Raw genomic sequence first — 25,471 nt, forward strand, 5'->3', positions numbered from 1 at the left:
ACAATTTTGTTAGTTATTGGGCATTGGGCATGGGGCATGGGGCATGGGGCATGGGGCATGGGGCATGGGGCATTGGGCATTGTATTTCTCCTCTGCTTCCTCTGCTTCCTCTGCTCCCTCTGCTCCCTCCGCTTTCTCTACTACCCCAGCCCTAGCCATTTACACTGCTAAATAACGCCGCACAAAATTTTCTAAAGTCTCCAATTTAAAGTCAAAAATGCTTTCTAAATTAGAGATTTCGTCTTTTGTGCAGAAAAATTCATTGGCGAGCAAAGTCCGGTAGGTTCCTAAAGCTTGTTGTGTTTGGGAATTAAATAAACCTAACGCACCCCGCAACCCATCAATAGCAAACAATGGCGGATTAATCACAACCGGTTCTTTGTTGAAGATGCGACCAAAAATTTGGGGAATATCCCCACGCCAGAGAATTTCTGGCCCTCCTACGGCTAAAGTTTGGTTTTGTGCGCCTTCAACTGTCAAAGAATCCACCGCTATCTTGGCTAAATCATCGGTACTGACAATTGAAGTCCGATTTTTGGGATCGCCAATCAGCAAATACAACCCTGTTTCGCGAAACCTTTCTGCTAATGTTAGCAAGTTAGATGCTAATCCAGCCGGACGTAAAATAGTGTAATTCACGCCACTAGCTTGGAGATATTTTTCTACTGCGCGTTTAGCCTTAAATACAGGCGCATCTTCATAACCGCGATCGGCTCCTAATACAGAAATGAAGACAAAATGTTTGATTCCGTTAGCTTTGGCTTGGTCAATCAGTTCTATATTGGCACGATAATCTAAGGATAAGGCATCGCCCCCAGATCCGTGAGTGCTAATTATATATTCCACGCCCCGACAAGCTTGCTGAATATCTTTTTCTCGCCGTAAATCACCAATGAAAATTTCCGCTCCTCGGTGTTCCAATTCGCTGTAACGAGAACTGAGGCGTGCAAATGCTCTGACTGGCTTCTCTTGTTGGCGTAAAAGTCGCACGACTCTGCGACCAATTCCCCCTGTTGCTCCAGTGACTAGAATCATAAAATGACCTAATATAAATACTTTCAGTCTTTTGCGTTGTTGAAAACCTAGATATCTGCTAGAGCCGGAAATCGGCTATTCTACACGAGCATACTTATATATATTAATATTTCCAGTCTCTGGTGATTTTTGTGGCGATCGCTCTCCATCAATCATTAAATGATTAAACGTAGTGGTCTGTCTCATTAGTCAGATCCCCGACTTCTCGGAGGATACTGCTGGCGAATGATGGGTCTGACCCATCAACACTTGATATAAACTGTTCTCTCGCTTACCCGACACACCGCCCACAGGCTATAAGCCTGGGGCTAATGCTACAAAGCCTGCCTCCGCAGGCTCTATTTCTCTAGCCTGCGGAGGCAGGCTTTGTCCGGTTAGCCGCACCCTTCTAGGGTGACGGCGGGATTTCGGGATAAGCGAGGGGTCTTACCCCTAATTCACCAGCTGTATCCTCGGCGAAGTCGGGGATCTAGCAACCCAGCAAAATTTTTGCACTCACTAGTAATACCAATTTGAAGAATGATCGCTACAAATGTAGGTTGGGTTGAGGAACGTAGACGCGGAGCGGCTTCCCGAAGGGTAACCCAACATCCCAAAGCCTTGTATATGTTGGGTTTCACTTCGTTCAACCCAACCTACGCATCTGTCGCATTCTTTTTTTAAATTGGTATAAGGACTTCAGTTCTCATTTGTAACTTGAAGTCCTCACGAAAAAATACCTTTCCTGCAGCAGATACTCAAAATTCCACAATCACTGGCGTATGGTCGCTAGGTTGGGTTAATTTTCGCGGTTCTACATCGATAATGCAGCTGGTAGCACGCTCGTAAAGAACGGGTGTTAAATAATGATGGTCAATGCGCCAGCCTAAGTTGCGCTGAAAAGATGCGGCGCGATAATCCCACCAACTGTAATTTCCGCCTTCAGAGTTAAATTTACGAAAAGCGTCAGCAAATCCCAATGATAATACATCCCTCAGCGCTTGCCGTTCGACTTCCGATGACATAATGTGAGTTTCGGCTTTGACTTTATCGTGAATATCTTTGGCTTCTAAAGCAATATTAAAGTCGCCACAAACACAAATTGCCTCATGAGATTTTAATAAGAGTTGCAAATACTGACGTAATACTGTTAACCATCGCAGCTTATATTCGTATTTTTCGCTACCTATAGATGAACCATTGGGAACATATAGGTTCACAATCCTCACATTATCAATAATTCCCGTAATTACTCGTTTTTGTTCATCCCATTCTGGTTGTAAATTGGGCACGATTGGTGTGAACCCCATACTTACATCCAAGAGCGGTTGACTGCTAATTAAAGCTACGCCGTTATATGATTTTTGCCCAGAAAAATAGAGTTGGTAACCGAGTTCTTCAAATGGCGATCGCGGAAAATCTCGATCTACAACTTTTGTCTCTTGCAAGCAAAGTACATCCACCGGATTTTGGCTTAACCAAGCAGTGACATGTTCTAGTCGAGTGCGAATTGAATTAACATTCCAAGTGGCGATTTTCATTGCAGCAATATTTACATAAATTCATTAATTAATTATTAATTAAATGGTTTTTATTTTTTTTTAATATTTGTCTCTGTCCTATAGTTTTAGCCATTTTTCACTAAATCATCCCTGAGAAGAATTGATCCCAAAGTAAACTTTAGTATTTTGAGCTACAAATTTTTTAAATCAGTAGGTTAAGTTACAGAATAGGCAATTGTCTCAATGATCCCCAAGATAGATGGAAGGAGTTACAGTTGATTGTATCTTTATATTGTAGTCGGCTGAGGCGATCGCTGATGCTCTGAAATTTGTTGGTGCTGTTTAAACGGTACGGTTAACCGATATTCCAGTTGCGGGCATAGATTTGGTTAATATAAATTTCAGAATATTTAAGTATAAATCTTTGCCCTCAAATTAAACATAAGTTCTCTTCAAGAGAATTATTGAATCGGCTGAACCAAGACATATGAAAATAGCTCAAGTTGCCCCCTTATGGGAAAGAGTTCCACCTCCAACATACGGAGGAATTGAACTGGTAGTGAGTCATTTGACCGATGAATTAGTTCGTCGCGGTCATGAAGTGACTTTATTCGCCTCTGGCGATTCCCAAACTTTGGCTAATTTAGAAGCAGTTTATCCACGAGCCTTACGCTTAGATCCCAATGTCAAAGAGTATGCAGTGTATGAAATGCTGGAACTTAGTCAGGTTTACCAGCGATCGCAAGAATTCGATATTATTCATTCCCATGTAGGAATATCGGCACTGTCTTTAGCGAGTTTAGTATCAACACCAACGGTACACACACTCCACGGCAGCTTTACCAAGGATAACCGTATAGCCTTTGGTCACCATAAAAAACAACCATACATCAGTATTAGTGACGCACAGCGACAAATAGATTTAAACTATTTTGGCACTGTTTACAACGGAATTAATCCAGAAGATTACCCCTTTAAAAAGCAACCCCAAGAACCAGAATATTTAGCATTTTTAGGCCGCTTTTCCCCCGACAAGGGGCCCCACCATGCGATCGCCATTGCGAAACAAAGTGGTTGGCGCTTAAAGATGGCAGGAAAGATTGATTTAGTAGACTCAAAGTTTTTTGAACAAGAAATTGCCCCCCATATAGATGGTCAGCAAATTGAATATCTCGGTGAAGTTAACCATGATGAAAAAGCTGAACTATTAGGCAATGCTGCTGTCACTCTTTTCCCGATTGCTTGGCAAGAACCTTTCGGATTAGTTATGATTGAATCAATGGCAACTGGTACGCCAGTAATTGCAATGAATCTCGGTTCAGTACCAGAAGTTATTGCTCATGGGGCAACAGGTTTTATCTGCCAAAACTATGAGCAAATGGCAGAAATAATTCCGCAAGCTTTAAAACTCAATCGCCAAACCTGTCGTCAATACGTAGAAAACAAATTTAGTGTTGCCCAAATGGTGAACGGTTACGAAGCAATCTACGAAAAAATTATTCAGGCGCGCGTAGATTTAAATGGGCACATCCATGCTGCCAAAATCCAGTTTTAATCAAACAAAATTTTTGTGAGTATTACAACATTTCTTTATAGGAGGACATCGGTATGAGTATGAGAAGCAACACCTGTCCATGTTGTGGTGGTTCCCTCCTGCGCCATATTCGGCATAGTGAAGTTTATTGGTTTTGTCTATCTTGCCGACAAGAGGTACCGCTATTAACTTTGAGTCGGTTATCTAATGCAGAAACCCGAAATACAGGAGTACTTCCTCAACCGACGGCCAATTCATAATCTGAACTACCCACACTAACGGAATTTTAGATTTTAAATTTTGGATTTTGGATTAAAGATTCGCTCATTCAAAATTGAAAAAGGTGACAAGCTCCCGAATAAATTCGGGTAATCAATCTAAAATCCAAAATCTAACAATTTATTGACAAACCCCTGACTTTATGCATGGGGTTAATCTAAAATCCAAAATTGTTTCACCTTTCTCTATCTTTTTTCCAACCTCCGGCTGGAAATGTATATTGCGAGGCTCCGCTTCAGAGACTGATAAATTGAGGCGGAGCCTCATAATTGTAGCTCCCACGCTCTGCATGGGAGCTAGATAAAATGGTGGTTTCACCTTAAGTTAACACCGGTGAGTATTCCGTAGACTTAAAAAAAAGCTCATAGCTCAGTGCATCGCTGACTATTGACTATTGACTATTGACTATTGACCATTGACCATTGACAAATGAAAATTATTCGTTTAGAAAATATCTTTAAAATTTACGGTAGTGGAGAAACAGAAGTCAAAGCACTTAATAATGTGAATTTGACTATTGATGAAGGTGAATATTGTTCAATTATGGGGCCTTCTGGTTCTGGTAAATCTACAGCTATGAATATTATCGGCTGTTTAGATCGCCCCAGTTCTGGAAGCTACTATTTAGATAACGTCGATGTCGCGCAAATGAACGATAAAGCCTTGGCGCATATTCGCAATAAAAAACTAGGGTTTGTCTTTCAACAATTCCATTTATTACCTCAACTGACAGCCCTAGAAAATGTCATTTTACCAATGGCTTATGCAGGAATCAATCCTCAAGAAAGACGCGATCGCGCTACTGAAGCTTTAATTAAAGTTGGTTTAGAAAAGCGTCTCAATAACAAACCCACCCAACTATCAGGGGGACAACAACAAAGAGTAGCGATCGCTCGTGCCATTGTCAACCGTCCCGTTGTTCTCCTTGCTGATGAACCCACTGGCGCACTCGATTCCCGCACTACCCAAGAAGTCATGGATATATTTAGTGAATTAAACGCCAGTGGAATTACAGTTGTCATGGTTACCCACGAACCAGATGTAGCCCGTCAAACTCAGCGTATAGTCTGGTTCCGCGATGGTGAAGTCGTTCACTCCCACCTCACCCCAGCAGATTTAAATCACATGGCTGTATCTTAGTGGCAAATAGCTAGGACTTACGCACCGAACACAAAAACCCTCACAAGGGTGGTCAAAAGTCAAAAGTCAATGGTCAAAATTCAAGTTTTTGGACTATGGACTATTGACCATTGACAAAAAGCATGAAAAATATCTGACACTGCGTAAGTCCTAATAGCTTACAAGCTAGGTGTTTTACCTGTCTGTGCTTGGGTTTCTACAGGTTTGACATCACTGTAGCCCATTTGGGATGCGATTGTCCGCAGCACAGACATTTGCGCCTCAAAATCTAATCCTTCTAGTTGAGAAAGCAGATTGTCAATTTTATCTGTAGTATCATAATCTTCAGGTAAATCAACTACCTTATCGCCCATTGCTTCCGCCCAAACATACCAAACGAAAAGCTGATTATTTTCTTTTAACGCACCATAAGCACGAGAATAATCGCTAGCTTCACCATTAACAATTTGCCGCATAATTGCTAATTGTTCATCATCAGATAATTCTAAATAATCATTTAGCAAAATAGGTGCTAAATTTGGTTCTGCTGCAGCAGGTGCAGCCGGAGTAATGGAATCTCCCATTTTTTCATAAACAAAATAAAACCAGGCTAATTTAGCATCCGTATCTAAGCTATTAAAATCCGCAACTACTTTTTGAGTTTCATTAGTTAAAGCTTGTGAAACGCTTTTATCTTGGCTTGCAGTCATGATTTATCTCCAAAGCAATTTAACATACCAAACTTAGGGTTAACAGAATTTAATAATCAGAATCCACTGCCAAGAGAAAGAGATTAATTTATAGCAATTTACAGTTTTTATCTACCTATTCATAGAGGTAAGAATATCTCTAAAGGAACCAAGAAGATTGGGGATCGCTTTGATACGATAACCTCAGCAATTGAAAAAATACTGAGGAGTAAATTTATGCCTGATGAAGTTAAGCCTAATGTTAACGAAGCTCCTACCCATGACGCACAGTTAGCCGCAGAAAACATCGCTGCTGGTGAAGAAAAAGCACCAACAGTAGATTTTGAAGCTGATTACGCCGCAGCACAGCAATTTAGCGTTAGTGAAATTGATCGCACAGGTGAAGGCGCAAAAGCCGCAGCAGCCGCAACAGCACCTAAATTGGAAGTTCCTAAGCCAGAAGAAACTAGATTAGAAACCCAACCAACTGGTAATCCCGATGATTATGCAGATATGGCTAAGGATGTCGCAGGTTCTAGAACAGAAGGTGTAGCCAGCATTGATGACGATTTGGTGCAAAAAGCTTTAGAAAAAGGGCAAGCAAAAAATTAATAATTCGTAATTCGTAATTCGTAATTAAAAACTACCATTACGTAATTACGAATATACCAATTCAGTGGAAAATTTGAAATAATCTCCATATTTTCTCAATATTTTTCTGGTGGGCATTGCCCACCTATCTTATTATTTAAACAGGAATTATATATAGGATTACTATTTTATTTTTGAAAAAACTCAATACACTTTGATTCCTTCTTTCCTGTTCCCTGTTCCCCTCCTACACAAATAATTTCACCGAATTCAAGCGGATTCCTATATACAATTTGCAATTTCAACAGCTAATACACCTCGCTAAAAATTACGAATTACGAATTACATTTAAAAGTTCGCTAGGATGATGAATCAAAAAATCAGGTTTTTGTTTCGCTAGCACTTCTGGTGAATTAAAACCCCAACCTACTGCAATCACCTTAATATTAGCTTTTTTCGATGCTTCTATATCTCTAGTTTCATCGCCCACATAAATAACTTGTTGGGGTTTAATCTGCTTTTGTCTCAACACATTATTGATAATTGTTGTTTTCCCAAAAATTGTCACACCTGAATAAATAAAATCAAACAAACTCGCTAAATCGTTAATTTTTAGGAACTCCGTTACATTATCTTGAGAATTAGAAGTAATAATCCCCAGTTTGTAACCATGCTGCTTGAGTTCTATCAATGCTTCTTGAATTCCAGAAATAGGTTTAAATTCGTGAATCTTATTTTTTAACTCTGATTTCACCTTTTTAACTAAAAAAGGTATCTTCAAAACCGAAATACCCGAATATTTAATAATTTCCCTTGATGTTAAATTCCTCAACAAAGCTAATTCTTGGGGAGAAATTTGCACATAACCAAACTCTAAAGCGAAACGATTAGCAATACCTACAAGCGCATCTAATGTATCTGCAATCGTGCCATCAAAATCAAAGATAATTACTTTCTGAGTCATTCTGTTGCCTGGATGCGTCTAGATTAGCACGGGCATTACGTCGTAACATTTCTGGTTTAATCCGCCGCAAAGCTGATGCTGGAAATTGTCGTTCCCACTCCTCATCTGTGATTTCTGCTAATTCTATCAGCTTCGGTGCCACATTCCCAGGATAAGGATGAAATTCTGCCACATCAGTCTCCTGAGAAAAACGGAGATTCCACGGACAAACATCTTGACAGATATCACAACCTGCAACCCAGCCATTTAAATGAGATTGGACGCCTTCAGGCAATGTTTCAGCGCGATTTTCAATTGTATGATAGGCAATGCAGCGATTAGCATCTACTACATAAGGACTAGTAATTGCACCAGTAGGACAAGCATCCAAACAGCGAGTACAGGTACCACAATGTTGCGTAGCGGGGCGATCGCTCTCTAATGATAAATTAGTGATAATCTCCCCTAAAAATACCCAAGAACCGTATTCTCGCGTAATTACATTCCCGTTTTTGGCAATCCAACCAATCCCAGCCTTTTGCGCCCAAACTTTATCCTGTACCGGGCCTGTATCTGCATAATATATCGCTTTCACATCTTCATTTAGCGATCGCAACCAGATAGTCAAAGCCTTGAGTTTTTTATCCATCACCTTGTGATAATCTCTCCCCCAACCATAACGGGAAATCTTGGCGTATTCCTCACCTTCTGGACGTTGATGTGGGGTGTAGTAATTTAATGCTACACAAATTAGCGATCGCCCTTCTGGCATCACTAAGTGTATATCCTGACGCTTGGGGTTCGCCATCCATCCCATATCGGCGTTGTAACCCAAGGCTATCCATGCTTGTAAACGTTGCGCTGCTATCTCGTCTACCTCATCTATAGCCGCAATCCCTACCTTGTGAAATCCCAACTCCTGAGCTTTTTTCTTTACCACATCACTCGTGGTTATGCCAGAGTTATTCATTTTTCTTATATAAATTTTGCCTAATGGCGGCACTTCAATTCTACTCTATACAGTCAATACCTTGGTGTTTAATTTACTATCCATACCATTTGTAACTTTTATTTGCGTTTTATTAAGAAATGCTGCAATATGTACATCAAGAGGACAAGCAACCCAGAGTGATGCACGCCTCCTACTATTTTGCAGAAAACTTATAAAATTGACTGCGGTGCAATCATGACATTCACTTCTGATTCAGCCTCAACCCGTTTTTCTTCAGCTTTCAATTACAGCATCCAAGCAGGTGATGTTGTTACCTCCAGCATTGCTGTATTTAAAAGCCTCAATGTAGATGACCAACTAGCAGTACTGTGGTACGCATACACCGAAATGGGACGTTCCATCACCCCAGCTGCTACCGGTGCAGCTCGTTTACAATTCGCAGAAGGTCTGCTGCAACAAATTAAACAAATGTCTCATACGCAGCAGTTAGAGGTAATGCGCGACCTAGCTGCTAAAAGAAATACTCAATTTTCTCGTTCTTATGGCGTTCTCGGTACCAATACTAAGTTGGCTTTCTGGTATGAATTATCAGAATTAATGGTTCAAGGAACAGTTATACCTGTACCAGCAGGCTATCAAATTTCTCGTGATGCTGCACAAGTACTCAAAACACTGAGAGAGCTAGATTTTGGTCAACAAATCACAGTCTTCCGCAAGGTAGTCTCCGACATGGGTATTGACCCTTTCGCTGACTAAACTTTTCGCAATTTGCAACTAAGAAAGGCAATGTTCGCCAGATTATAATTTGGAGAACATTGCCCAACCTACGGGTATATTAAAAATCACAGAGCAGTCTAGCATCAGTGAATTATTATTTTTCAGATCCCTAGCGAGAAACATAGATAACTTATTAAAACTACATCAAACGTCACGCCAAGATCCATATAAGTCTAGCGTTTGCGGATTATTTAATTACTGAGTAAAGTTAAACTATTACGAATTATTAATTATCCTACATTCAAGGGTTTAAGACTCTTTAGCCGATACCTAGTAGATTTTCAGTGGGGGTTTAAATCCCAGACTGAAAATGTCTTGAATTTTGAATTTTGAATTTTGAATTTTGAATTGTTATTTGCCTCCATCCGGAGAAAGACTTGCCAATAACAAAGCAATATATACCAATAGCAGCTTTTTTTTGTCTGGCTTTGTAATCAAGATGGATATTTAGCTAGTCTAACAAAGGTAATTTTATGACAGCTGCTGAATTAAAAGCGACAACAAAAACAGAAGAATTTTCTATCGAGGGAATTACAGAAACCACAATTGCGCGGTACTTTCAAACCCTCAACGCCGGAGAATTTACAGCCACAGCAGCCTTGTTTGCTGAAGATGGTATCATGTATCCGCCATTTGAATCTGGTTTTGTCGGGCCAGATGCGATCGCAACCTATCTAGAACAAGAAGCTCAAGGTATCAAAGCCGAGCCACAGCGAGGAATCACAGAAATTTTACCTAACGCACAAATTCAAGTCCAGGTAGCTGGAAAAGCTTTCACATCCTGGTGTGGCGTTAACGTCTTATGGCTATTTATTCTCAACCAGCAAAGACAAATAGTAGAAACTAGAATTAAACTCCTAGCTTCGCCGCAAGAGTTACTGGCTATGCGTCGCGATTAAGCAGCTAACAGCCAATTAAAATCTTAATTTTCTTAGCTTTGAGAAACTGCTGTTTCCTGAAAAGCTCTGAATAACAATTTTCTCCCTAATTCCACATCAGATGGCGCACATTGCCAATCGGGGTGTGCTGTCATCAACAAACTATCTAAAGTTTCGCGATCGAATAAATGCCATACTGGTGCGCCATTGATTTCATCTTCTACTGCGTAACAATGATCGCTAACACAGTGAATTTGGCAATCACTGGCAATTCTAGTCAAAGTCATTTGCTCTCCAGGCTCTAGAGAGCGGAAGCGCTCAATAGCTTGCTTCAGTTCACTTTTGCTAGATACTGTTAATCCCGGAATAGCTACTGTTAAATTACTGTTGCCATTCACTGCAACCCAATAGTGACGACTGGGGTCAATTCCCTCTAGCCAAGGTAATTCATCATCAAGGCGATAGCGTGGTGACAAACAAAATAAAGCTTCCATAGGAAGAAACATGACTTAAGACTTCATTTGAGGTAAGTTTTAGCACCTAGCATGGTTGATCGATGCTAGATGCGATCGCAAGTCCTACCTTAAGTCTTAATAGTCCGATAAATAACACTAATAAATCAAATAAATTTAGCAAAAGTTATCAGTGTCGTTTACATTTCTCAATATTGGCAGAAAATTTAACTTACTAGTTCTGGTAAAGTAGCTTCTAACTTCAAGCAGTTAGCACCATCTACCTGTAACTGATACTCTACCTTATCCATTAACCGATTCATAATTAGCCAACCATAGCCTCCTTCTTGTTTTTCCAGAGGATTTGGTGGAAAGTAGGTAGACATATCGAAACCTTCACCATAATCCCAAACTTCCAAAGCAAGATCCCGGTTTTTCAATTCCAAACGCAGTAATACTGGTAAATTAGCCTGTTCCTTATGGGCATGACGTACCACATTAGAGTAAGCTTCTACCAAAGCTAGCCGCAAACGACTTGATTGTCGTGACCAATCAACCGATTCTCCTAACTGGATTTTTAAGCATCCTAACAACCAGTTTTCGACAATATTTAAAAAATTCAAGTCACTAGGTACATGTAGCTCACTTTTCATTACTTACAAAACCTCCAATGAAAGTATAGTTTGGTCATCTTCTTGAACTGGGCTGTTTGCCTGGATACGAGTCAATAAATCACTAAGATAAAGGGGTTTCGGTTGTTGTTGTAAAAGTTGCCAAAGACCGTCTTGATTTAGCATAGATCTGCTAGATACCTGACCATTATCTTCGGTATTGTTACATTTAAACACACTATTTGATACCATTGCTTCTGTAATTCCATCACTGGTTAGCAGCAATATATCATTGGAATTTAATACTAAGTTGCCAGACTGTGCTTGCCATTTCGGCAAGATACCTAAGGGAACGCTGCGAACCTTGAGATATTGGGGTTGTTCTAGTCCAGTCGTAGACGACCAAAGTAAAGGATATATGTGCCCAGCATTAGCATAGACAAGTTCTTTAGTACTGGGGGTATAACATGCTAAGACGAGAGTGATAAAGCAATTGTTACTAATCAAATCATCGGACATAGCATAATTCAGATTTTGCATGACTATATTTGGCGCAGCTGGTGTTTCTTGAGATAGTTCTCTGCGTAACACAGAAATCGCACTAGCCATAAACAAAGCTGCTGGTACGCCTTTACCAGAAACATCACCCACCGCTATCCATAAGTCGCCTTTGGGATGAACAAACACCTCAAAGAAATCTCCGCCTACTTCCCGCGCCGCATAGCAGCAAGCTTGTACTTTCGCACCCTTAATATCAGGTAAACTTTGCCTGAGTAGGTTATTTTGAATTTGCCGAGCAACTTCTAATTCAGCGCGAATTTGGTGTTGTTTTTCTTGCAGGCGCTGGTAGAGTTTTGCCTGAGACAAGGCTAAAGCTGCTTGTTCAGCCACACCCGCAATCAATTCGATGTCTTCATGCTGCCAAGAATGATCTTGCCCTTTTTGATACAGAGCCAGTACAGCCAGCAGTTGTTGTTGGTAAGACAATGGCACAACTAATTGATGACAAGGATTCCCCTCATCTGTACCTTGAGTCAGTTGATACTGACGAGTTGCCAATACTTTTTCAATTAAAGAGCTAGGGTCAAATGTATCTGTTAAGGCATTGAAATAAGGAGCTTGATAAGAAAAAACATCTGGGATTAAGCAATCCCCCTCAACAGGCCTCAAGAAACAACAAGTAGTTTCAAATGTTTCGCCAATAGTTGCGACTATCTTTTGCAGCATACTGTCATAGTCTAAAGACTCGCGAATTGCTGTTGTAACCGCATTAAATAAAGATTCTCGCCGTAAAGCTCTGCGTAACTCTTGAGTTCTTTTTTTGACTAAGCGATAAGTATCAGTAGCTTGTTCAACCAGCGCCTTTAACCGTTGAGGATTCCAGGGTTTGGTGATGTACTTAAATACCTGACCTGAGTTAATTGCATCTACCAAGTCTTCGACATCAGTAAAACCAGTCAGCAAAATCCTGATTGTATCGGGAAAACGCTCTACCGTGCGGCTCAAGAATTCCGTGCCGTTCATTTCTGGCATTCTTTGGTCAGAAATAATCACAGCCATTTCGCCTTCTTTGTCTAATATTTCCAGTGCACTCAGGGCGTGATTGGCTTGATATACATCAAAATCCCGTCTAAAAGTGCGGTAGAGTAAATCTAAATTATCTGGCTCATCATCTACCACCATGAGCTTGAGTTTGCTTCCCTCGATTTCAGTCATATGTGACTTTAACTTTTTGGATACTGGTATTGAGCAAAAGTGTTATTTTTATGACACCTAATAAATAATGACATAATCAAAAATCAACACCATATAGTGTAGGCAAGCGATAACCACCAGAAAAGAAAGCTCTTTCCAGGGTATATGGCTAGCAGGCGCACAAATCAAATAGAAGTCCTATAGAAAAGATACCCACTTTGCACGCAAATATTTTGCTCGGGGTTGTAGATTTTTTATCATCCTTCGTTTCCGAACAGAAAATGGCTCAACTTCAACTTAGCCAACCAATCCCGAGCGCAAAGCACGAACTGCAGCTTGAGTGCGATCGTCAGCACATAGCTTGTTTAAAATATTTCGGACATGAGTTTTCACTGTCCCCACTGTGATGTAAAGCCTTTCTGCGATGACTGCATTGCTACAACCTTCGACAATCAACTGTAATACTTCTAATTCTCTGTCTGTCAGGATGTAAGGATCTATATGTTCTTGAGCCTCCCCAGTGCCAGAGTTATTAAAGTTATTTCGAGTCTCTAATGATACTAAATCTTGTTTAGCTGGATTTTGTTGTGCTTGTTGTAAGACAATCCTCGCGATCGCCGGATCTATCCAGGCATTGCCATTGTAAGTGACTCGCACTGCCTCTAGCAAATTATCAAATTTAATATCCTTCATACAGTAAGAATCAGCTCCAGCCGCAAAAGCTGCAAGTACTGCTTCTTTGTTGTCTCTCAGTGTTAAAATTAATACCTTAGTTTTTAACTCTGAGCCATTACTCGTAGACTTTAACTCCCGCGTCAACTCAATACCATCTTTATCTGGTAAGCCAATGTCTACAATCGCAATATCCGGTTGTAGCGTTTTCAGCATTTTTAGACCTTCCGCAGCATTGGCAGCTTCTCCTACAATTTCAATTTCCTCTTTTTGCAGTAGTGCTGTCCGAATACCCACACGGGTGAGGTCATGATCTTCAATCAGAGCAATACGAATTTTACTCATAGTCAACTTCCGCCCGTTACACTACCTTAAACTGTAAAATCGAGTTTACTCAAAACTTGTAGGAAATGCAGTCACCAACATTTGTACAAAAATGTAAAAATGCTTTATGAGTAAGGCTAACACGTGAAGGTGCTACCAATGCCATAGGCAATCATTCTCTCAGGAAAGTGACAATCTCATCATAGAATTAAGAAAGCTAAACCCCAACTCAATGCAGTGGGTAGCAATTAAATTTATTTTGCTGATTATTGCTAGAGATTTACAACAATTACAGCACAAACACAACCACTAGGATCTTTAGGGAATAGGGAATTTTCAGATCCTTATTCTACCTTGCGCTGAGATATAGGAGTTGCGCTAGGCTCAAACACTAAAGCGATCGCTTCAAAATATCCACTACTAGCAAAAAGCTGGAAAGACTATTTTTTCAGGCTTTTAGCTCAAGCAGATACCAGAAGGGGGTAACACACCTGTTTCTTATCTCTTGCTGATACTGATAATTAATTTGGGATTAATGAAGGAGTTAAGATTTGCCTGTAGGTGACACTGATTACAGCCCAATAATAGAGAAGCTGCTACTTAAGTAGCTAGCATGAACTCTGAACCAGAGTTACATATACATACATTGCCCAATCTATCCAGAGCATTCTTTAGCGCCTGGTAAATACTTACGAAGTTTGTACTTACCGAAAAGTATGAGTCATTTCCGACATTTCCAAAAATTTTCACCAGAGCGACTACCTATCTTAACATAAGATATTTTTCTTACTAAGAATAGGTAATATTTATGCCAATTCTCATTATTAGTTAGTACAATCTATAGTATCTGGTATTAAAATCTCACTTCACTCATCAAATAAAATTACACAGTTAGCATCAAATTTTTCCAATAAATTTATCAGAAAATTTATTGAGTATTATATGCATCACCAGAAATTGCTGATAGCTAAAATAGCCACAGACAATATATTAAAAAATTTGATAAACTAACCTTCGAGAGACTGTGGTGTGAGGCTAAAGTAAAAATTGTCTATGTCTAAATCGCCTAAAGCATTTTCAGTGTTGGGAATACCAGTTCATGTGATGACTAACTATCCAGGCTGGTTGCTAGAATGCCTGCAACAAGGCAAAGGAACTCATGTAGTCACACTCAATGCAGAAATGACTATGCAGGCAGAACGTAATAGTGCCTTAGCTAAAGTTATTCAAGATGCCGAGTTAGTGATTCCCGATGGAGCGGGAGTAGTTCTGTATTTGCGATGGTTATTATGGCAAAAAGTGGAACGTTGCCCTGGAATTGAACTAGCAGAAACACTGTTGCGAGAATTGGGAAAACAACAGAACCCTGCTAAGGTATTTTTCTATGGTGGAGCACCTGGAGTTGCGGCAAAAGCCGCAGAATTCTGTCAACAGAAAACTCCTAGTCTAAATGTAGTTGGTACTCATTCCGGTTACCATTCCCTAGAAGAAGAAGAAAAATTACGGCAAACTCTCAGCCAATTACAACCACAAGTAATTTTTGTAGGTTTAGGAGTACCGCGTCAAGAGTTATGGATTGCTCAACACCGCTACTTATGTCCTCAAGCTATCTGGATTGGTGTTGGTGGTAGTTTTGATATTTGGTCAGGTACGAAAAATCGCGCTCCAGCTTGGTTAGGCAATAATAATTTAGAGTGGCTATATCGCCTTTATCAAGAACCTTGGCGCTGGCGACGGATGTTAGCTTTACCAGAGTTCGCCTTAAAAGCTTTTGTTTATCATTTGACGGCAAGAGGGGCAATTAGTTAGACTTTCCCAAAGCCTACTCGTCAGGTCTTTGAAGTTCTCCCCTATGCTCTTATTTCAATTTATTAATCAGTGATTGCCGTTAGCGTAGCGGTAGCGACAGATGAGTATCACCCCAAAAGGGTGATAATTTTTTTGTCAATGTATTTAGGCTTGTATATTCTTCAGTAGATAATTTCTGAGTATTGCGGACAAAATAAATTTTAAATTTGGCATTGCTGAATAAAAATATGAATCAAGCGATCGCCTCAAGCTTGCGGGCGCTGTGCGCCCGCAGCGCCACTGACCCATACTTAAGATAATATATTAGCAATCGAATTGAATGCTTCAGCATTTCTTCTGACAACTGAGTACAAAAAAGTTTTCCGGTGTAGTCGAGCCAGATAATGTCTTAAACGGCTATTTTCTTTTTCAACTCTTGTCATATATGTCTTGCTAAGAATATGGTCTTCATTACTAATAAAACAAGGGTAAACGGCGAAGCCTCTTCTAACGTAGAAATAAGAAGCCCAACATTTTATTATCAACCATAACTTTTTAAAAGTTTCTGAACTTCTATCCCCTAGAACCCAAACTATAATTCCTGTATCACTGTGATTTACTGCTGTCCACAACCAAATTTTGTTTTTTTTTACCAATAAAAGTTTCAAGTTCATCAACTTCTGTAACTTCTGGTATCTCACTTTTATTAGGTGTATCTGGCAAAGCACTAGTAACTTGTCTAACCCAATTTATAGCAGTGGTATGATGTACTTTTTTGACTCTTTCTATTGCACGAAAACCAGCAACCTCAGACGTACATTTTTAGACATTCCCTGTTAATATCTTCCGTATATCCTTTTTGGTCATATGAATCGATAAACTGACGTTGATAATTGGCACAAATGTAATGAGCGTTTACCACGTTGTTTATCGTTTTTACGAATATGTGTTGATGCACACCTTGGACATTTCCGAAGCGATCGCTCTAATTCATATTTCTATTCTGCAACGCCGAATTTTTTAAATAAAAAATACTACTTAGACTACTTAAACAAAAATCTTGAGTCCACAGTCGATAGTCAAGACGCTTTGACTATAGACTATTGACTATGGACTATTCATTTGCACTAGGAGGAGCAGCCGAAGTAGTAGATTGTTGTTTGCGCTGTTCGCGTTTTTTGCGATCGGCGGAGAGGATATCAGCCATTACTACTAGAGCTTGAGTGATTTTATCGAGATTAGAACGATACAAATCCAAATCTTTACTTAGTTTTTCATCAGACAGATGCAAGCCGCTAGCAATTTTTTTCAGTGCTTCGATGCGTTGCTTTTCGTCTTTTACTAAGTCTGGATCTGACGATTCTAATAAGGTAAATAAACCAATAGCAAACAAGCGATTATATTTAAAGTTAGAATTATTGGCGATCGCTTGTAGTTGAGATTGCAAATTAGCATCTCTATCTAAGGGAGTATTTTGACTTAACCAGCCAATTAAATCATTGACGGATAAACTTTTAGCTAACTCACGCAATTGTTCCGCATCTTGCTTGTAGCGTTGCTCTTCCTGCTCTACAGCCTGACATAAGGCGCTAAATATAGATTCCTTATCTCGTTCTGGCTGGTAGCCTTGCATAAAGCGCTCAAAAGCAGTGACGACGCCCAAGCCATAAAGCGGATTGTAGCTAAAATCGACATTTACTGACAGCAGATGCATTTCCACCATCAACTCTTCCACTACCCGACGGTAAATCGTATTGATTGGACGGGTGTGCAGAGTGTAGAAAGTTCGCTTTGTATCAGAAACAGTACGGACGTTATTCACAAAGAAAATGTTAAGGGCGACGTATTTTTATTGTCTCGCTTAAAGGTTAGTTTGCCAAGTTCGGGTTTCAACTTGCGAGTGGGCGGTTTACAATATTTTTCAGCTATGTATCATCGATTTCTCGCTGAGGTTGTCAATAGTCAATAGTCAATGGTCAATGGTCAGTAAATTTTGTACTGTGGACTTTTGACTTTTGACTCTGGACTCTTGACTGTAGACTCTTGACTGTGGACTTTTGACAAAACCTAAATTTATGAGCCTATCTTCACAGTTAACAGTTCTTGGTCAGTATTTGGCTGGTGAATTTGACAACCAAGAACAAGCTTTAAACGATCCTGTTTGGTACGTTCACCTCCGCTTGTGGCAAAGACCTGTTAACCTGTTTGCTGAAGACAGTATCACATTGTTTGCGGAACAAGCCAATATTATCAGCCTAGATAATCCTTACCGTCAACGAATCCTGCGCTTACAGCTAGGGCGTGAAGTTGATGCACCCCTGCAAGTGCAATTTTATATGCCCAAAGATCCGAATAGTTTAAAAGGTGCAGGCCGCAATCCTGATTTACTCGATTCATTAACGCTCGATCGCATAGATTTATTACCAGGTTGCGTCCTCACCGTGACACCAGAAGCAATAGCGCCTAATTCCTATAGATTTGTCGCGACTCCACCACCAAATACTAGCTGTCGCTTTACTTATCTAGACAACACGATACAAGTTGCTTTAGGTTTTGCCGCCTCAGCAACAGAATTTCTCAGCTACGATAAAGGAATTGACACTACAACTGGAAAAGCTACTTGGGGCGCAATTTTTGGCCCTTACCGCTACAATAAACGACAGCAATACTGAGAATTAAGTAGTAACTACGAAGTAGCAGACAAAAATTTTGTCTTGACTCTACTTCGTCTGCTGTACTTTTCCTCAATTCTTCAACTCGGTAACATCAGTTGTGACAATTTTGCCAACAAAAGCAAGATATCTCACCATAGCTTTAACTAGCTATGCTTCGGGGTACACCTTCTAAAGCTTCTTCTTCTGTTTCAAAGATTTCAAAGACTGTATCCATCATTGTCACTTCAAACACAAGTTTTGCTTCTGTATGGACATTACAAATCCGGAAGCTACCTTTGAGTTTATCCGCGTCACGCATTCCGGCTACTAATGAAGTTAGACCGGAACTATCAATAAAGTTTACCTGACTCAGATTCACAACTACATGGCGGCTGAGTTTGGAAATACATTCCTGTAACTTTAGGCGAAATTGCCAAGCAGTGGTTATGTCTAAGCGTCCAGTCGGTGTCAAGACGATAACGGTATTACCATCTTGGGTAAGGTAGCTTTTTTGATCTATCTGAATCACTGAGCCTCCCTATGGCAGTTCTGTGAAAATTAACTACTGTATTTAAAGCTGTTACTGGTGAGCCAAAAAACTTGCATTGCTGGAAATTTTCCGGCTGTGGTAGCGAGGATGAGATCCAGCGAGTTAGTAAATTAATTGACTCACCACTAACAGAAGAATTTTATGCTGATACTTGAGATTAACAAGTTCCAGCTAAAAATGTCACCTTTTTTTACTCGGTGCTTATCTTTAGTAGTTTAACTCACTAAAACAGGAGACAGGTAGAGGCAATTGCTGAGGTCAGCAATAGATAAAACAGAGATAAAGTCTAGATTTAGCAAGCACTGAAACCAAATTGACTAACTGTAGCTTTTACAGTAGAGCTTGTAAGGTTTTATTCAAAGCTTGCATCTCTACTTACTTGATTCAGCACTAGTTGTAGGTGCCCAATTTATCCAATCTTGGGGCTTTAAGAAAGTTTCGTATAACTCGGCTTCTGGGGTGTTAGCTTCTGGTTGATACCCGTATTCCCAACGTACCAAAGGCGGTAGGGACATAAGAATTGATTCGGTACGTCCGTTGGTTTGCAAACCAAAAATTGTGCCTCGGTCATAAACCAAGTTAAATTCTACGTACCTACCCCGACGATAAAGTTGAAAGTTCCGTTCGCGATCGCCATATTCAAGGTGATGACGACGTTCGACAATGGGTACATAAGCTGGTAAGAAGGCGCTACCGCAATCTTGGACTAAAGCAAAGATTTCTTCCCAAGTTCTTTGGGGTAATGCGCCTACCTGATTGCTATATTTAGCAGCTTCGCCATTGGGATCGGGGCCGTGATAGATAGCACCTTGACCATCTTGGTAATCTAAGAATAAACCGCCGATACCTCTAGTTTCACCGCGATGCTTGAGGTAGAAGTATTCATCACACCAGCGCTTGAACACTGGATAATATTCTGAGTGATGGCGATCGCAAGCCTGCTTCAATGTTTGATGGAAATGTTGAGCATCTTCGGCAAAGGGGTAGTAAGGTGTTAAATCAGCGCCACCACCAAACCACCATACTGGGCCAGCTTCAAAATAGCGATAATTTAAATGCACAGTGGGGACATAGGGATTACGCGGGTGTAACACTAAAGAAGTTCCCGTAGCATAAAAACCATGTCCGGCTGCTTCTGGGCGTTGAGTTAAAATTGACGGCGGTAAATGGGAACCCCAAACTTCAGAAAAATTTACACCAGCTTGTTCAAAAATAGCCCCATCACGCAAAACACGCGATCGCCCACCACCACCTTCAGGACGTTGCCAACTATCTTCATGAAAACTAGCAACACCATCCAGCTTTGTCAAAGCTTGAGTAATTTCATCCTGTAACTGTTGCATAAACCGACTTACGCGCTGTTTTGCATCAGTCGGTGGTAAGAACTTTGATGAATCTACAGAAAGAGTAGGGGCTTGAGAGTCGATCAACATAGCAGAGATTCCCGTACCTAAATTACATTTCCCAAAACCAGAAATTCTTTAATTAAAATTTTTTAATTAAACCAATCTCTGAACCAAACATGAAGTAAAATTTGCTTTTTTCTTACTGGTCAAGCATTTATACGATTGATTAGCAAGACTAGAGTTATTTTCCCTCAAATGCGTATAGGCTTGTATATTGGACGAAGTTTTTTTTTATTTCTTGATAAATAGGTTCTGGTATTTACACCAGACTCTGGCGGATTAGTTACCAGCACTCACAACCTTGATCATTCAAGGTCTGAGACTGAACTGCTCAAGAATTGGACACCAAAATTAAAAATGGTGTTTTACACATGGGGGTTGCTAACTCCCAATGATTGTACTAGTGTTTGCACCCACAGGGGCTTGCTATAGTTAGGGCAATTTTGAGAAAGTTTGATGCGAGGGCTGAGTAAAATTGCCCACCATGCCAGAGTTCCCAGAAAGTGTTGAGCTAGGAGGTTTAGGCAAATGCGGGGTTGTTTATCCAAATTCATTCAACGTCAACGTCGGCGATTTTGCGCTTCTCTAGTGCGGACATATCGAGAAATTAGTTCGGCTTCTGTAGATGAACTTTGGCAACAAGTCGTCAACTTCACTGATGTTTCTTGGCATCCGCTACTCAAAAGCACTAATGTACCCTATGGATTAGTACCCAAACCCGGATTAATTTTCCAAGCTGTCACTCGCTTTTCACCAATTCCGATTCGGATTTTTGTTGAGCTTGTCAATCCCCAAGAAATGTTGAGTATTCGAGTGCTAGCGATTCCGGGAATTGAAGAACGGATCACTTATCGAGTGGAGTCTACTGTTTGCGGCACTTGTTTATCTTATTCTGTAACACTACGCGGTTGGTTGTCACCCCTGATTTGGTCTTTTTCCCGTCCTTACGTCGATCGCGTAGCGCGTAGCTTAGTTGAAGCCGTAGAAAAAGCCGCATTACAAGCAGTCTCAAGTCAGAAAAAAAGCCTCAACGACAGTTGTTTTGATTTCTAAAATTCACAGACTGTTGATTGTTGACTGTTGACTGATGACTGTTGACTATCAGTAGCTCTTCACAACTGACCACTGACCAATGACCAATGACCAATCACAATTGTACAGACGCGATTAATCGCGTCTCTAACAACTGACCAATGACAATTGACTATTGACCATTGACAAATCTATTAGTAAATCAAATATTTACCATCAATTTATTATGTACTTTTTTTAAGTTTTATTACGGCGATCGCGGCACAATAGGATATCCAGATTAGTAGTTAAGTTACTTGCCACAAAAGCATTCTTCTTTTTGAAATTTGAAATTTGAATTTTTATGTACGATGTCCTTGATTCCCGCTCGGTTCTAGAAGTGTTGCGACCAGTACAAGATCCAGAACTGCAAAAAAGTCTGGTAGAACTGAATATGATTCGCAATGTCAAAATTGATGCTGGCAAGGTTAGTTTCACATTAGTGTTAACCACACCCGCCTGTCCTTTGAGAGAGTTTATCGTTGAAGACTGTAAAAAAGCGGTGAACAAGCTACCAGGCGTGATAGATGTCAGCATTGAAGTGACAGCCGAAACACCACAGCAAAAAAGTTTACCCGATCGCACTGGCATTGCTGGTGTAAAAAATATTGTTGCCGTTTCCAGTGGTAAAGGCGGTGTGGGTAAGAGTACTGTAGCCGTAAACGTCGCCGTAGCTTTAGCACAGACAGGCGCTAAAGTAGGTTTACTGGATGCGGATATTTACGGCCCCAACGATCCCACCATGCTGGGACTCAGCGATGCCCAAATTACAGTCCGTCCTGGGGAAAAAGGGGAAATCCTCGAACCTGCATTTAATCACGGTGTGAAATTGGTTTCAATGGGCTTTTTAATTGACCGAGATCAGCCAGTGATTTGGCGGGGGCCAATGTTAAATGGTGTGATTCGCCAATTTCTCTATCAAGTTGAGTGGGGAGAATTAGACTACTTAATTGTTGATATGCCTCCCGGAACCGGCGATGCCCAGTTAACTTTAGCGCAAGCCGTACCGATGGCTGGAGCAGTAATCGTCACTACACCGCAAACTGTATCTCTGCTAGATTCCCGCAAGGGCTTGCGGATGTTCCAACAAATGAACGTGCCTGTATTGGGAATAGTTGAAAATATGAGCTATTTCATCCCGCCAGATATGCCAGATAAACAATATGACATCTTTGGTTCTGGTGGCGGTGAAAAGACTGCATCAGAATTAGGAGTACCGTTGTTAGGACGTATACCCCTAGAAATTTCCACCAGAGTCGGCGGTGATAACGGCGTACCGATAGTTGTCGCGGAACCAGATTCAGCTTCCGCCAAAGCCCTAAGTGCGATCGCATTGTCTATTGCTGGTAAAGTATCAGTTGCCGCTTTGACATAAGAAAGTTCAATTCTATCTGGTTCCTGGGCCATAGCCTGGGAATACAGATTTTAGATAGATAGTAAATTTAAAATTTACCAATTAAAGTCTCAACTCACACAATGTTATTAAAAAGTGCGCTCCCCAAAATTCGCTGGAAATATTGGGTTAAACCTTGGCAGCAGGTAGATTGGTTATTATTTTGTTTGCCGATAGCTGTCAGTATTTTTGGCGGCGTGATGATTCTCAGTACGGAATTAAAACAGCCTGTCACTGACTGGTGGTGGCACTGGCTGGTAGCTGGTATTGGTACAGCGATCGCCTTATTGCTCGCTCGTCTGCGTTATGAAAATTTGCTACAGTGGCATTGGGTAACCTACGGATTAACCAACTTCAGCCTCATTGCCGTGATGGTTGTCGGTACTGCTGCTAAAGGGGCACAGAGGTGGATTAGTATTGCAGGTTTTAACGTCCAACCCTCGGAGTTTGCCAAGGTAGGTATAATTATTACCCTTGCAGCGCTACTACACAAACGCACGGCTTCCAGCATCGAGAGTTTTTTTCGAGCCTTGGCAATTACTGCTGTGCCTTGGGGATTAGTATTTTTGCAACCAGACTTGGCAACATCATTAGTATTTGGAGCGATCGTCATCGGTATGCTGTACTGGGCGAATGCTAATCCAGGCTGGATAATACTACTAATTTCTCCCATAGTTGCCGCTATTTTATTTGGTATATCTTGGCCATTACCAGAACCGATAACCTTTAAAGAAATATCCTTTTTGAAAGAAATATCCTTAAGCCCATTAGGATTATTTTGGGCAGGCGCAATGGGTATTGTGGGTTGGCAAACTCTTCCTTGGCGAAAATTTGGCTTAGGAGCCATAGGTGCATGGATTCTGAATATGCTGGGCGGTGAATTAGGCGTATTTGCCTGGAACCATGTCTTACACGACTATCAAAAAAATCGCCTCAGCGTCTTTATGAACCCAGAACACGATCCTTTGGGTGCAGGTTACCACCTAATTCAATCTCGGATTGCCATCGGTGCTGGTGAAATTTGGGGTTGGGGTTTATTTAAAGGGCCGATGACTCAACTTAACTTTGTCCCCGAACAGCATACAGACTTTATTTTCTCCGCAGTTGGTGAAGAATTTGGTTTTATTGGCTGTTTGGTAGTACTTTTTGTATTTTGCTTAATTTGCTTCCGGTTACTGCATGTAGCTCAAACTGCCAAAGATAATTTTGGCTCTTTATTAGCTATGGGCGTGTTATCGATGATTGTCTTTCAGCTCATCGTCAATATTGGCATGACAGTAGGTTTAGCACCTGTAGCCGGCATTCCCTTACCCTGGATGAGTTACGGGCGTTCTGCGATGCTGACTAACTTCATTGCTTTAGGAATAGTAGAATCGGTAGCTAACTTTCGCCAACGGCAGAAATATTATTAGTCAATGGTCAGTTGTTAGTTGTTAGTTGTTAGTTGTTAGAGACGCGATGAATCGCGTCTGTACAATTGTGATTTCCCTGACAATGCCCAATGCCCCATGCCCAATTCCCAATGCCCAATGCCCACCCACAAGTATTAAGCTATATAACAGGAAATTAAGCGAGGATAAAAATCATGATCCTGCCTGGAGCAACTGTTCGCATCAAAAATCCCGCAGATACTTATTATCGCTATGAAGGACTCGTACAACGGGTAAGCGATGGCAAGGTAGCCGTATTATTTGAGGGGGGAAACTGGGATAAATTAGTTACCTTTCGCTTGAGTGAATTGGAAACTGTCGAAACCACAGGCAAGAAGAAAGGTAAATAATTAGTAGTTATTAGTCATTAGTCATTTGTCATTGGGCAAAGACTTATGACTAATGACTGATTGACATTGATAAAACACTACTATGCGCCTTCCTTTACCACAGTTTGCTACAGGCGATCGCCATCCTCATCATATTGCTGAGGTGATCGAAACCAATACTACAGAGTTTCTGGCTCAGTGTTTGGAACCGGAAGACTTAAGTTTTCCCCCGATGCCTCCCTTTGGTAGCTGGGTTTGTTCAACGGATGAAGAATCGGGTAATCAAATTTATGCAGTGGTGTATTATGCCACAACTATGCCCATAGATTCTGTACACCGGGCAGTAGCTTTGGGTTTATCTTTGCAAGACTTGCGGGAAGAACAACCCCAAATATTTGCCATGTTGAAAACTGAATTTCGCGCCGCGATCGTCGGCTTTGCACCACCATCTGCTACCCCAGGTTTTAGTAAAGCGTATCAATATTTACCTCCTCGCCCGCCACAAATTCATCAAGCAGTGTATCGCTGTGAAGCAGAAACAATCGTGAAATTTACGGAAGAATTGGATTTTTTGCAGACACTATTGACTGTGCAAGGCGCACCAGTAGAATCATTAACTGCGGCGGCGATGCGGGCGGTTTATCAGTTACGCAAAGCCGATCGCCAATGGTTAATTAAAGCTGGACGTACCTTAAGCTTGTTGTTAAAAGATGACTACGATCGCTTACGGTTTATTTTGCGTCAGGTTCACCCATAAGTAGTATTTAGACCATTATCTAATCTGGCGATTGTCAGTAAATTAAATTTTTTTTAAGTTT

Annotated in this window: 26 protein-coding genes and 1 pseudogene; 13 read left to right on the forward strand and 14 right to left on the reverse strand. The window is 40.8% G+C overall.

The genetic code is table 11. The features are described 5' to 3' along the window. Positions 1 to 9: 9 nt before the first annotated feature. The 3 genes from H6G08_RS33285 to xth form a co-directional block, all read right to left on the reverse strand. Positions 10 to 159 carry a hypothetical protein gene (locus H6G08_RS33285; protein WP_190551024.1) on the reverse strand — a complete coding sequence of 50 codons (150 nt, stop codon included), beginning with the start codon at positions 157 to 159 and terminating at the stop codon, positions 10 to 12. Beyond that, positions 160 to 1,035 (reverse strand): SDR family oxidoreductase, encoded by an 876-nt coding sequence (locus H6G08_RS33290; protein WP_190551025.1) that lies wholly within the window; start codon positions 1,033 to 1,035, stop codon positions 160 to 162. Positions 1,036 to 1,772: 737 nt separating this feature from the next. Further along, positions 1,773 to 2,555, reverse strand: a complete 783-nt coding sequence (gene xth, locus H6G08_RS33295) for an exodeoxyribonuclease III (protein WP_190551026.1) — start codon at positions 2,553 to 2,555, stop codon at positions 1,773 to 1,775. 448 nt (positions 2,556 to 3,003) lie between these two features. On the opposite strand from xth, the gene H6G08_RS33300 reads away from it, so the two are divergent. From H6G08_RS33300 to H6G08_RS33305, 3 genes are all read left to right on the forward strand, one after another. Then, positions 3,004 to 4,071 (forward strand): glycosyltransferase family 4 protein, encoded by a 1,068-nt coding sequence (locus H6G08_RS33300; RefSeq protein WP_190551027.1) that lies wholly within the window; start codon positions 3,004 to 3,006, stop codon positions 4,069 to 4,071. Between the two features lie 53 nt (positions 4,072 to 4,124). Further along, a complete protein-coding gene (locus tag H6G08_RS37870) occupies positions 4,125 to 4,310 on the forward strand; it encodes a hypothetical protein (protein WP_096645095.1) in 186 nt (61 codons plus the stop codon). A 448-nt stretch (positions 4,311 to 4,758) separates the two neighbouring features. Then, positions 4,759 to 5,469, forward strand: coding sequence for an ABC transporter ATP-binding protein (locus H6G08_RS33305; RefSeq protein ID WP_199322841.1), 711 nt, complete (start codon positions 4,759 to 4,761; stop codon positions 5,467 to 5,469). 158 nt (positions 5,470 to 5,627) lie between these two features. Here the strand turns inward: H6G08_RS33305 and H6G08_RS33310 are convergent, their stop codons facing one another. Continuing rightward, complete coding sequence (locus H6G08_RS33310; RefSeq protein WP_190551028.1) at positions 5,628 to 6,158, reverse strand: orange carotenoid protein N-terminal domain-containing protein; 531 nt, start codon at positions 6,156 to 6,158, stop codon at positions 5,628 to 5,630. 216 nt (positions 6,159 to 6,374) lie between these two features. On the opposite strand from H6G08_RS33310, the gene H6G08_RS33315 reads away from it, so the two are divergent. Next, positions 6,375 to 6,749 (forward strand): hypothetical protein, encoded by a 375-nt coding sequence (locus H6G08_RS33315; RefSeq protein ID WP_190551029.1) that lies wholly within the window; start codon positions 6,375 to 6,377, stop codon positions 6,747 to 6,749. Between the two features lie 307 nt (positions 6,750 to 7,056). On the opposite strand, the gene H6G08_RS33320 is transcribed toward H6G08_RS33315, so the two are convergent. Both H6G08_RS33320 and queG read right to left on the reverse strand, forming a co-directional pair. Continuing rightward, positions 7,057 to 7,692 (reverse strand): HAD-IA family hydrolase, encoded by a 636-nt coding sequence (locus H6G08_RS33320; RefSeq protein WP_190551031.1) that lies wholly within the window; start codon positions 7,690 to 7,692, stop codon positions 7,057 to 7,059. Then, the gene (gene queG / locus H6G08_RS33325; RefSeq protein ID WP_190551033.1) at positions 7,667 to 8,641 is read right to left on the reverse strand and encodes a tRNA epoxyqueuosine(34) reductase QueG; all 975 of its coding nucleotides are present in this window, start codon (positions 8,639 to 8,641) and stop codon (positions 7,667 to 7,669) included. The genes H6G08_RS33320 and queG overlap by 26 nt, the downstream gene beginning before the upstream one ends. 216 nt (positions 8,642 to 8,857) lie before the next feature. Between queG and H6G08_RS33330 the strand changes: the two genes are divergently transcribed. Next, positions 8,858 to 9,379 carry an orange carotenoid protein N-terminal domain-containing protein gene (locus H6G08_RS33330; RefSeq protein ID WP_190551035.1) on the forward strand — a complete coding sequence of 174 codons (522 nt, stop codon included), beginning with the start codon at positions 8,858 to 8,860 and terminating at the stop codon, positions 9,377 to 9,379. Positions 9,380 to 9,873: 494 nt separating this feature from the next. Next, the gene (locus tag H6G08_RS33335; protein WP_190551037.1) at positions 9,874 to 10,299 is read left to right on the forward strand and encodes a nuclear transport factor 2 family protein; all 426 of its coding nucleotides are present in this window, start codon (positions 9,874 to 9,876) and stop codon (positions 10,297 to 10,299) included. 32 nt (positions 10,300 to 10,331) lie between these two features. On the opposite strand, the gene H6G08_RS33340 is transcribed toward H6G08_RS33335, so the two are convergent. The 4 genes from H6G08_RS33340 to H6G08_RS33355 form a co-directional block, all read right to left on the reverse strand. Then, on the reverse strand, positions 10,332 to 10,772 hold the full coding sequence (locus H6G08_RS33340) for a hypothetical protein (protein ID WP_190551076.1): 441 nt from the start codon (positions 10,770 to 10,772) through the stop codon (positions 10,332 to 10,334). Positions 10,773 to 10,957: 185 nt separating this feature from the next. Next, a complete protein-coding gene (locus H6G08_RS33345) occupies positions 10,958 to 11,383 on the reverse strand; it encodes an ATP-binding protein (RefSeq protein ID WP_096645078.1) in 426 nt (141 codons plus the stop codon). A gap of 3 nt (positions 11,384 to 11,386) precedes the next feature. Then, positions 11,387 to 13,057 carry a SpoIIE family protein phosphatase gene (locus H6G08_RS33350; RefSeq protein WP_190551039.1) on the reverse strand — a complete coding sequence of 557 codons (1,671 nt, stop codon included), beginning with the start codon at positions 13,055 to 13,057 and terminating at the stop codon, positions 11,387 to 11,389. Positions 13,058 to 13,333: 276 nt separating this feature from the next. Then, the gene (locus H6G08_RS33355) at positions 13,334 to 14,053 is read right to left on the reverse strand and encodes a response regulator transcription factor (RefSeq protein ID WP_190551041.1); all 720 of its coding nucleotides are present in this window, start codon (positions 14,051 to 14,053) and stop codon (positions 13,334 to 13,336) included. A gap of 1,032 nt (positions 14,054 to 15,085) precedes the next feature. Between H6G08_RS33355 and H6G08_RS33360 the strand changes: the two genes are divergently transcribed. Continuing rightward, positions 15,086 to 15,841, forward strand: a complete 756-nt coding sequence (locus H6G08_RS33360; protein ID WP_190551042.1) for a WecB/TagA/CpsF family glycosyltransferase — start codon at positions 15,086 to 15,088, stop codon at positions 15,839 to 15,841. 232 nt (positions 15,842 to 16,073) lie between these two features. Here H6G08_RS33360 and H6G08_RS33365 read toward each other — a convergent pair. Both H6G08_RS33365 and psb29 read right to left on the reverse strand, forming a co-directional pair. Further along, positions 16,074 to 16,764, reverse strand: a pseudogene (locus H6G08_RS33365) (IS1 family transposase). A gap of 170 nt (positions 16,765 to 16,934) precedes the next feature. Next, positions 16,935 to 17,642 (reverse strand): photosystem II biogenesis protein Psp29, encoded by a 708-nt coding sequence (gene psb29, locus H6G08_RS33370; RefSeq protein WP_190551044.1) that lies wholly within the window; start codon positions 17,640 to 17,642, stop codon positions 16,935 to 16,937. Between the two features lie 253 nt (positions 17,643 to 17,895). Between psb29 and H6G08_RS33375 the strand changes: the two genes are divergently transcribed. After that, positions 17,896 to 18,492, forward strand: a complete 597-nt coding sequence (locus H6G08_RS33375; protein ID WP_190551078.1) for a chromophore lyase CpcT/CpeT — start codon at positions 17,896 to 17,898, stop codon at positions 18,490 to 18,492. A gap of 142 nt (positions 18,493 to 18,634) precedes the next feature. Here H6G08_RS33375 and H6G08_RS33380 read toward each other — a convergent pair whose 3' ends face one another. Together H6G08_RS33380 and hemF are read right to left on the reverse strand one after the other, a co-directional pair. Next, positions 18,635 to 19,003: an STAS domain-containing protein gene (locus H6G08_RS33380; protein ID WP_190551046.1), complete on the reverse strand. Its 369-nt coding sequence runs from the start codon at positions 19,001 to 19,003 to the stop codon at positions 18,635 to 18,637. Positions 19,004 to 19,395: 392 nt separating this feature from the next. Next, a complete protein-coding gene (gene hemF / locus H6G08_RS33385; RefSeq protein WP_190551047.1) occupies positions 19,396 to 20,457 on the reverse strand; it encodes an oxygen-dependent coproporphyrinogen oxidase in 1,062 nt (353 codons plus the stop codon). 501 nt (positions 20,458 to 20,958) lie between these two features. Here hemF and H6G08_RS33390 point away from each other — a divergent pair. From H6G08_RS33390 to H6G08_RS33410, 5 genes are all read left to right on the forward strand, one after another. Continuing rightward, on the forward strand, positions 20,959 to 21,483 hold the full coding sequence (locus H6G08_RS33390) for an SRPBCC family protein (protein ID WP_190551049.1): 525 nt from the start codon (positions 20,959 to 20,961) through the stop codon (positions 21,481 to 21,483). 322 nt (positions 21,484 to 21,805) lie between these two features. Continuing rightward, complete coding sequence (locus H6G08_RS33395) at positions 21,806 to 22,876, forward strand: Mrp/NBP35 family ATP-binding protein (protein ID WP_190551050.1); 1,071 nt, start codon at positions 21,806 to 21,808, stop codon at positions 22,874 to 22,876. 101 nt (positions 22,877 to 22,977) lie between these two features. After that, entirely contained in the window at positions 22,978 to 24,306 is a 1,329-nt protein-coding gene (gene rodA, locus H6G08_RS33400) for a rod shape-determining protein RodA (RefSeq protein WP_190551053.1), read from the forward strand. A gap of 173 nt (positions 24,307 to 24,479) precedes the next feature. Continuing rightward, positions 24,480 to 24,674, forward strand: a complete 195-nt coding sequence (locus H6G08_RS33405; RefSeq protein ID WP_190551061.1) for an NAD(P)H dehydrogenase subunit NdhS — start codon at positions 24,480 to 24,482, stop codon at positions 24,672 to 24,674. 82 nt (positions 24,675 to 24,756) lie between these two features. Further along, on the forward strand, positions 24,757 to 25,410 hold the full coding sequence (locus H6G08_RS33410; RefSeq protein ID WP_096643829.1) for an HAS-barrel domain-containing protein: 654 nt from the start codon (positions 24,757 to 24,759) through the stop codon (positions 25,408 to 25,410). The last annotated feature ends 61 nt before the right edge of the window (positions 25,411 to 25,471 follow it).

This window comes from Calothrix anomala FACHB-343 (assembly GCF_014696435.1).
Classification (GTDB): Bacteria; Cyanobacteriota; Cyanobacteriia; order Cyanobacteriales; family Nostocaceae; genus Aulosira; species Aulosira anomala_A.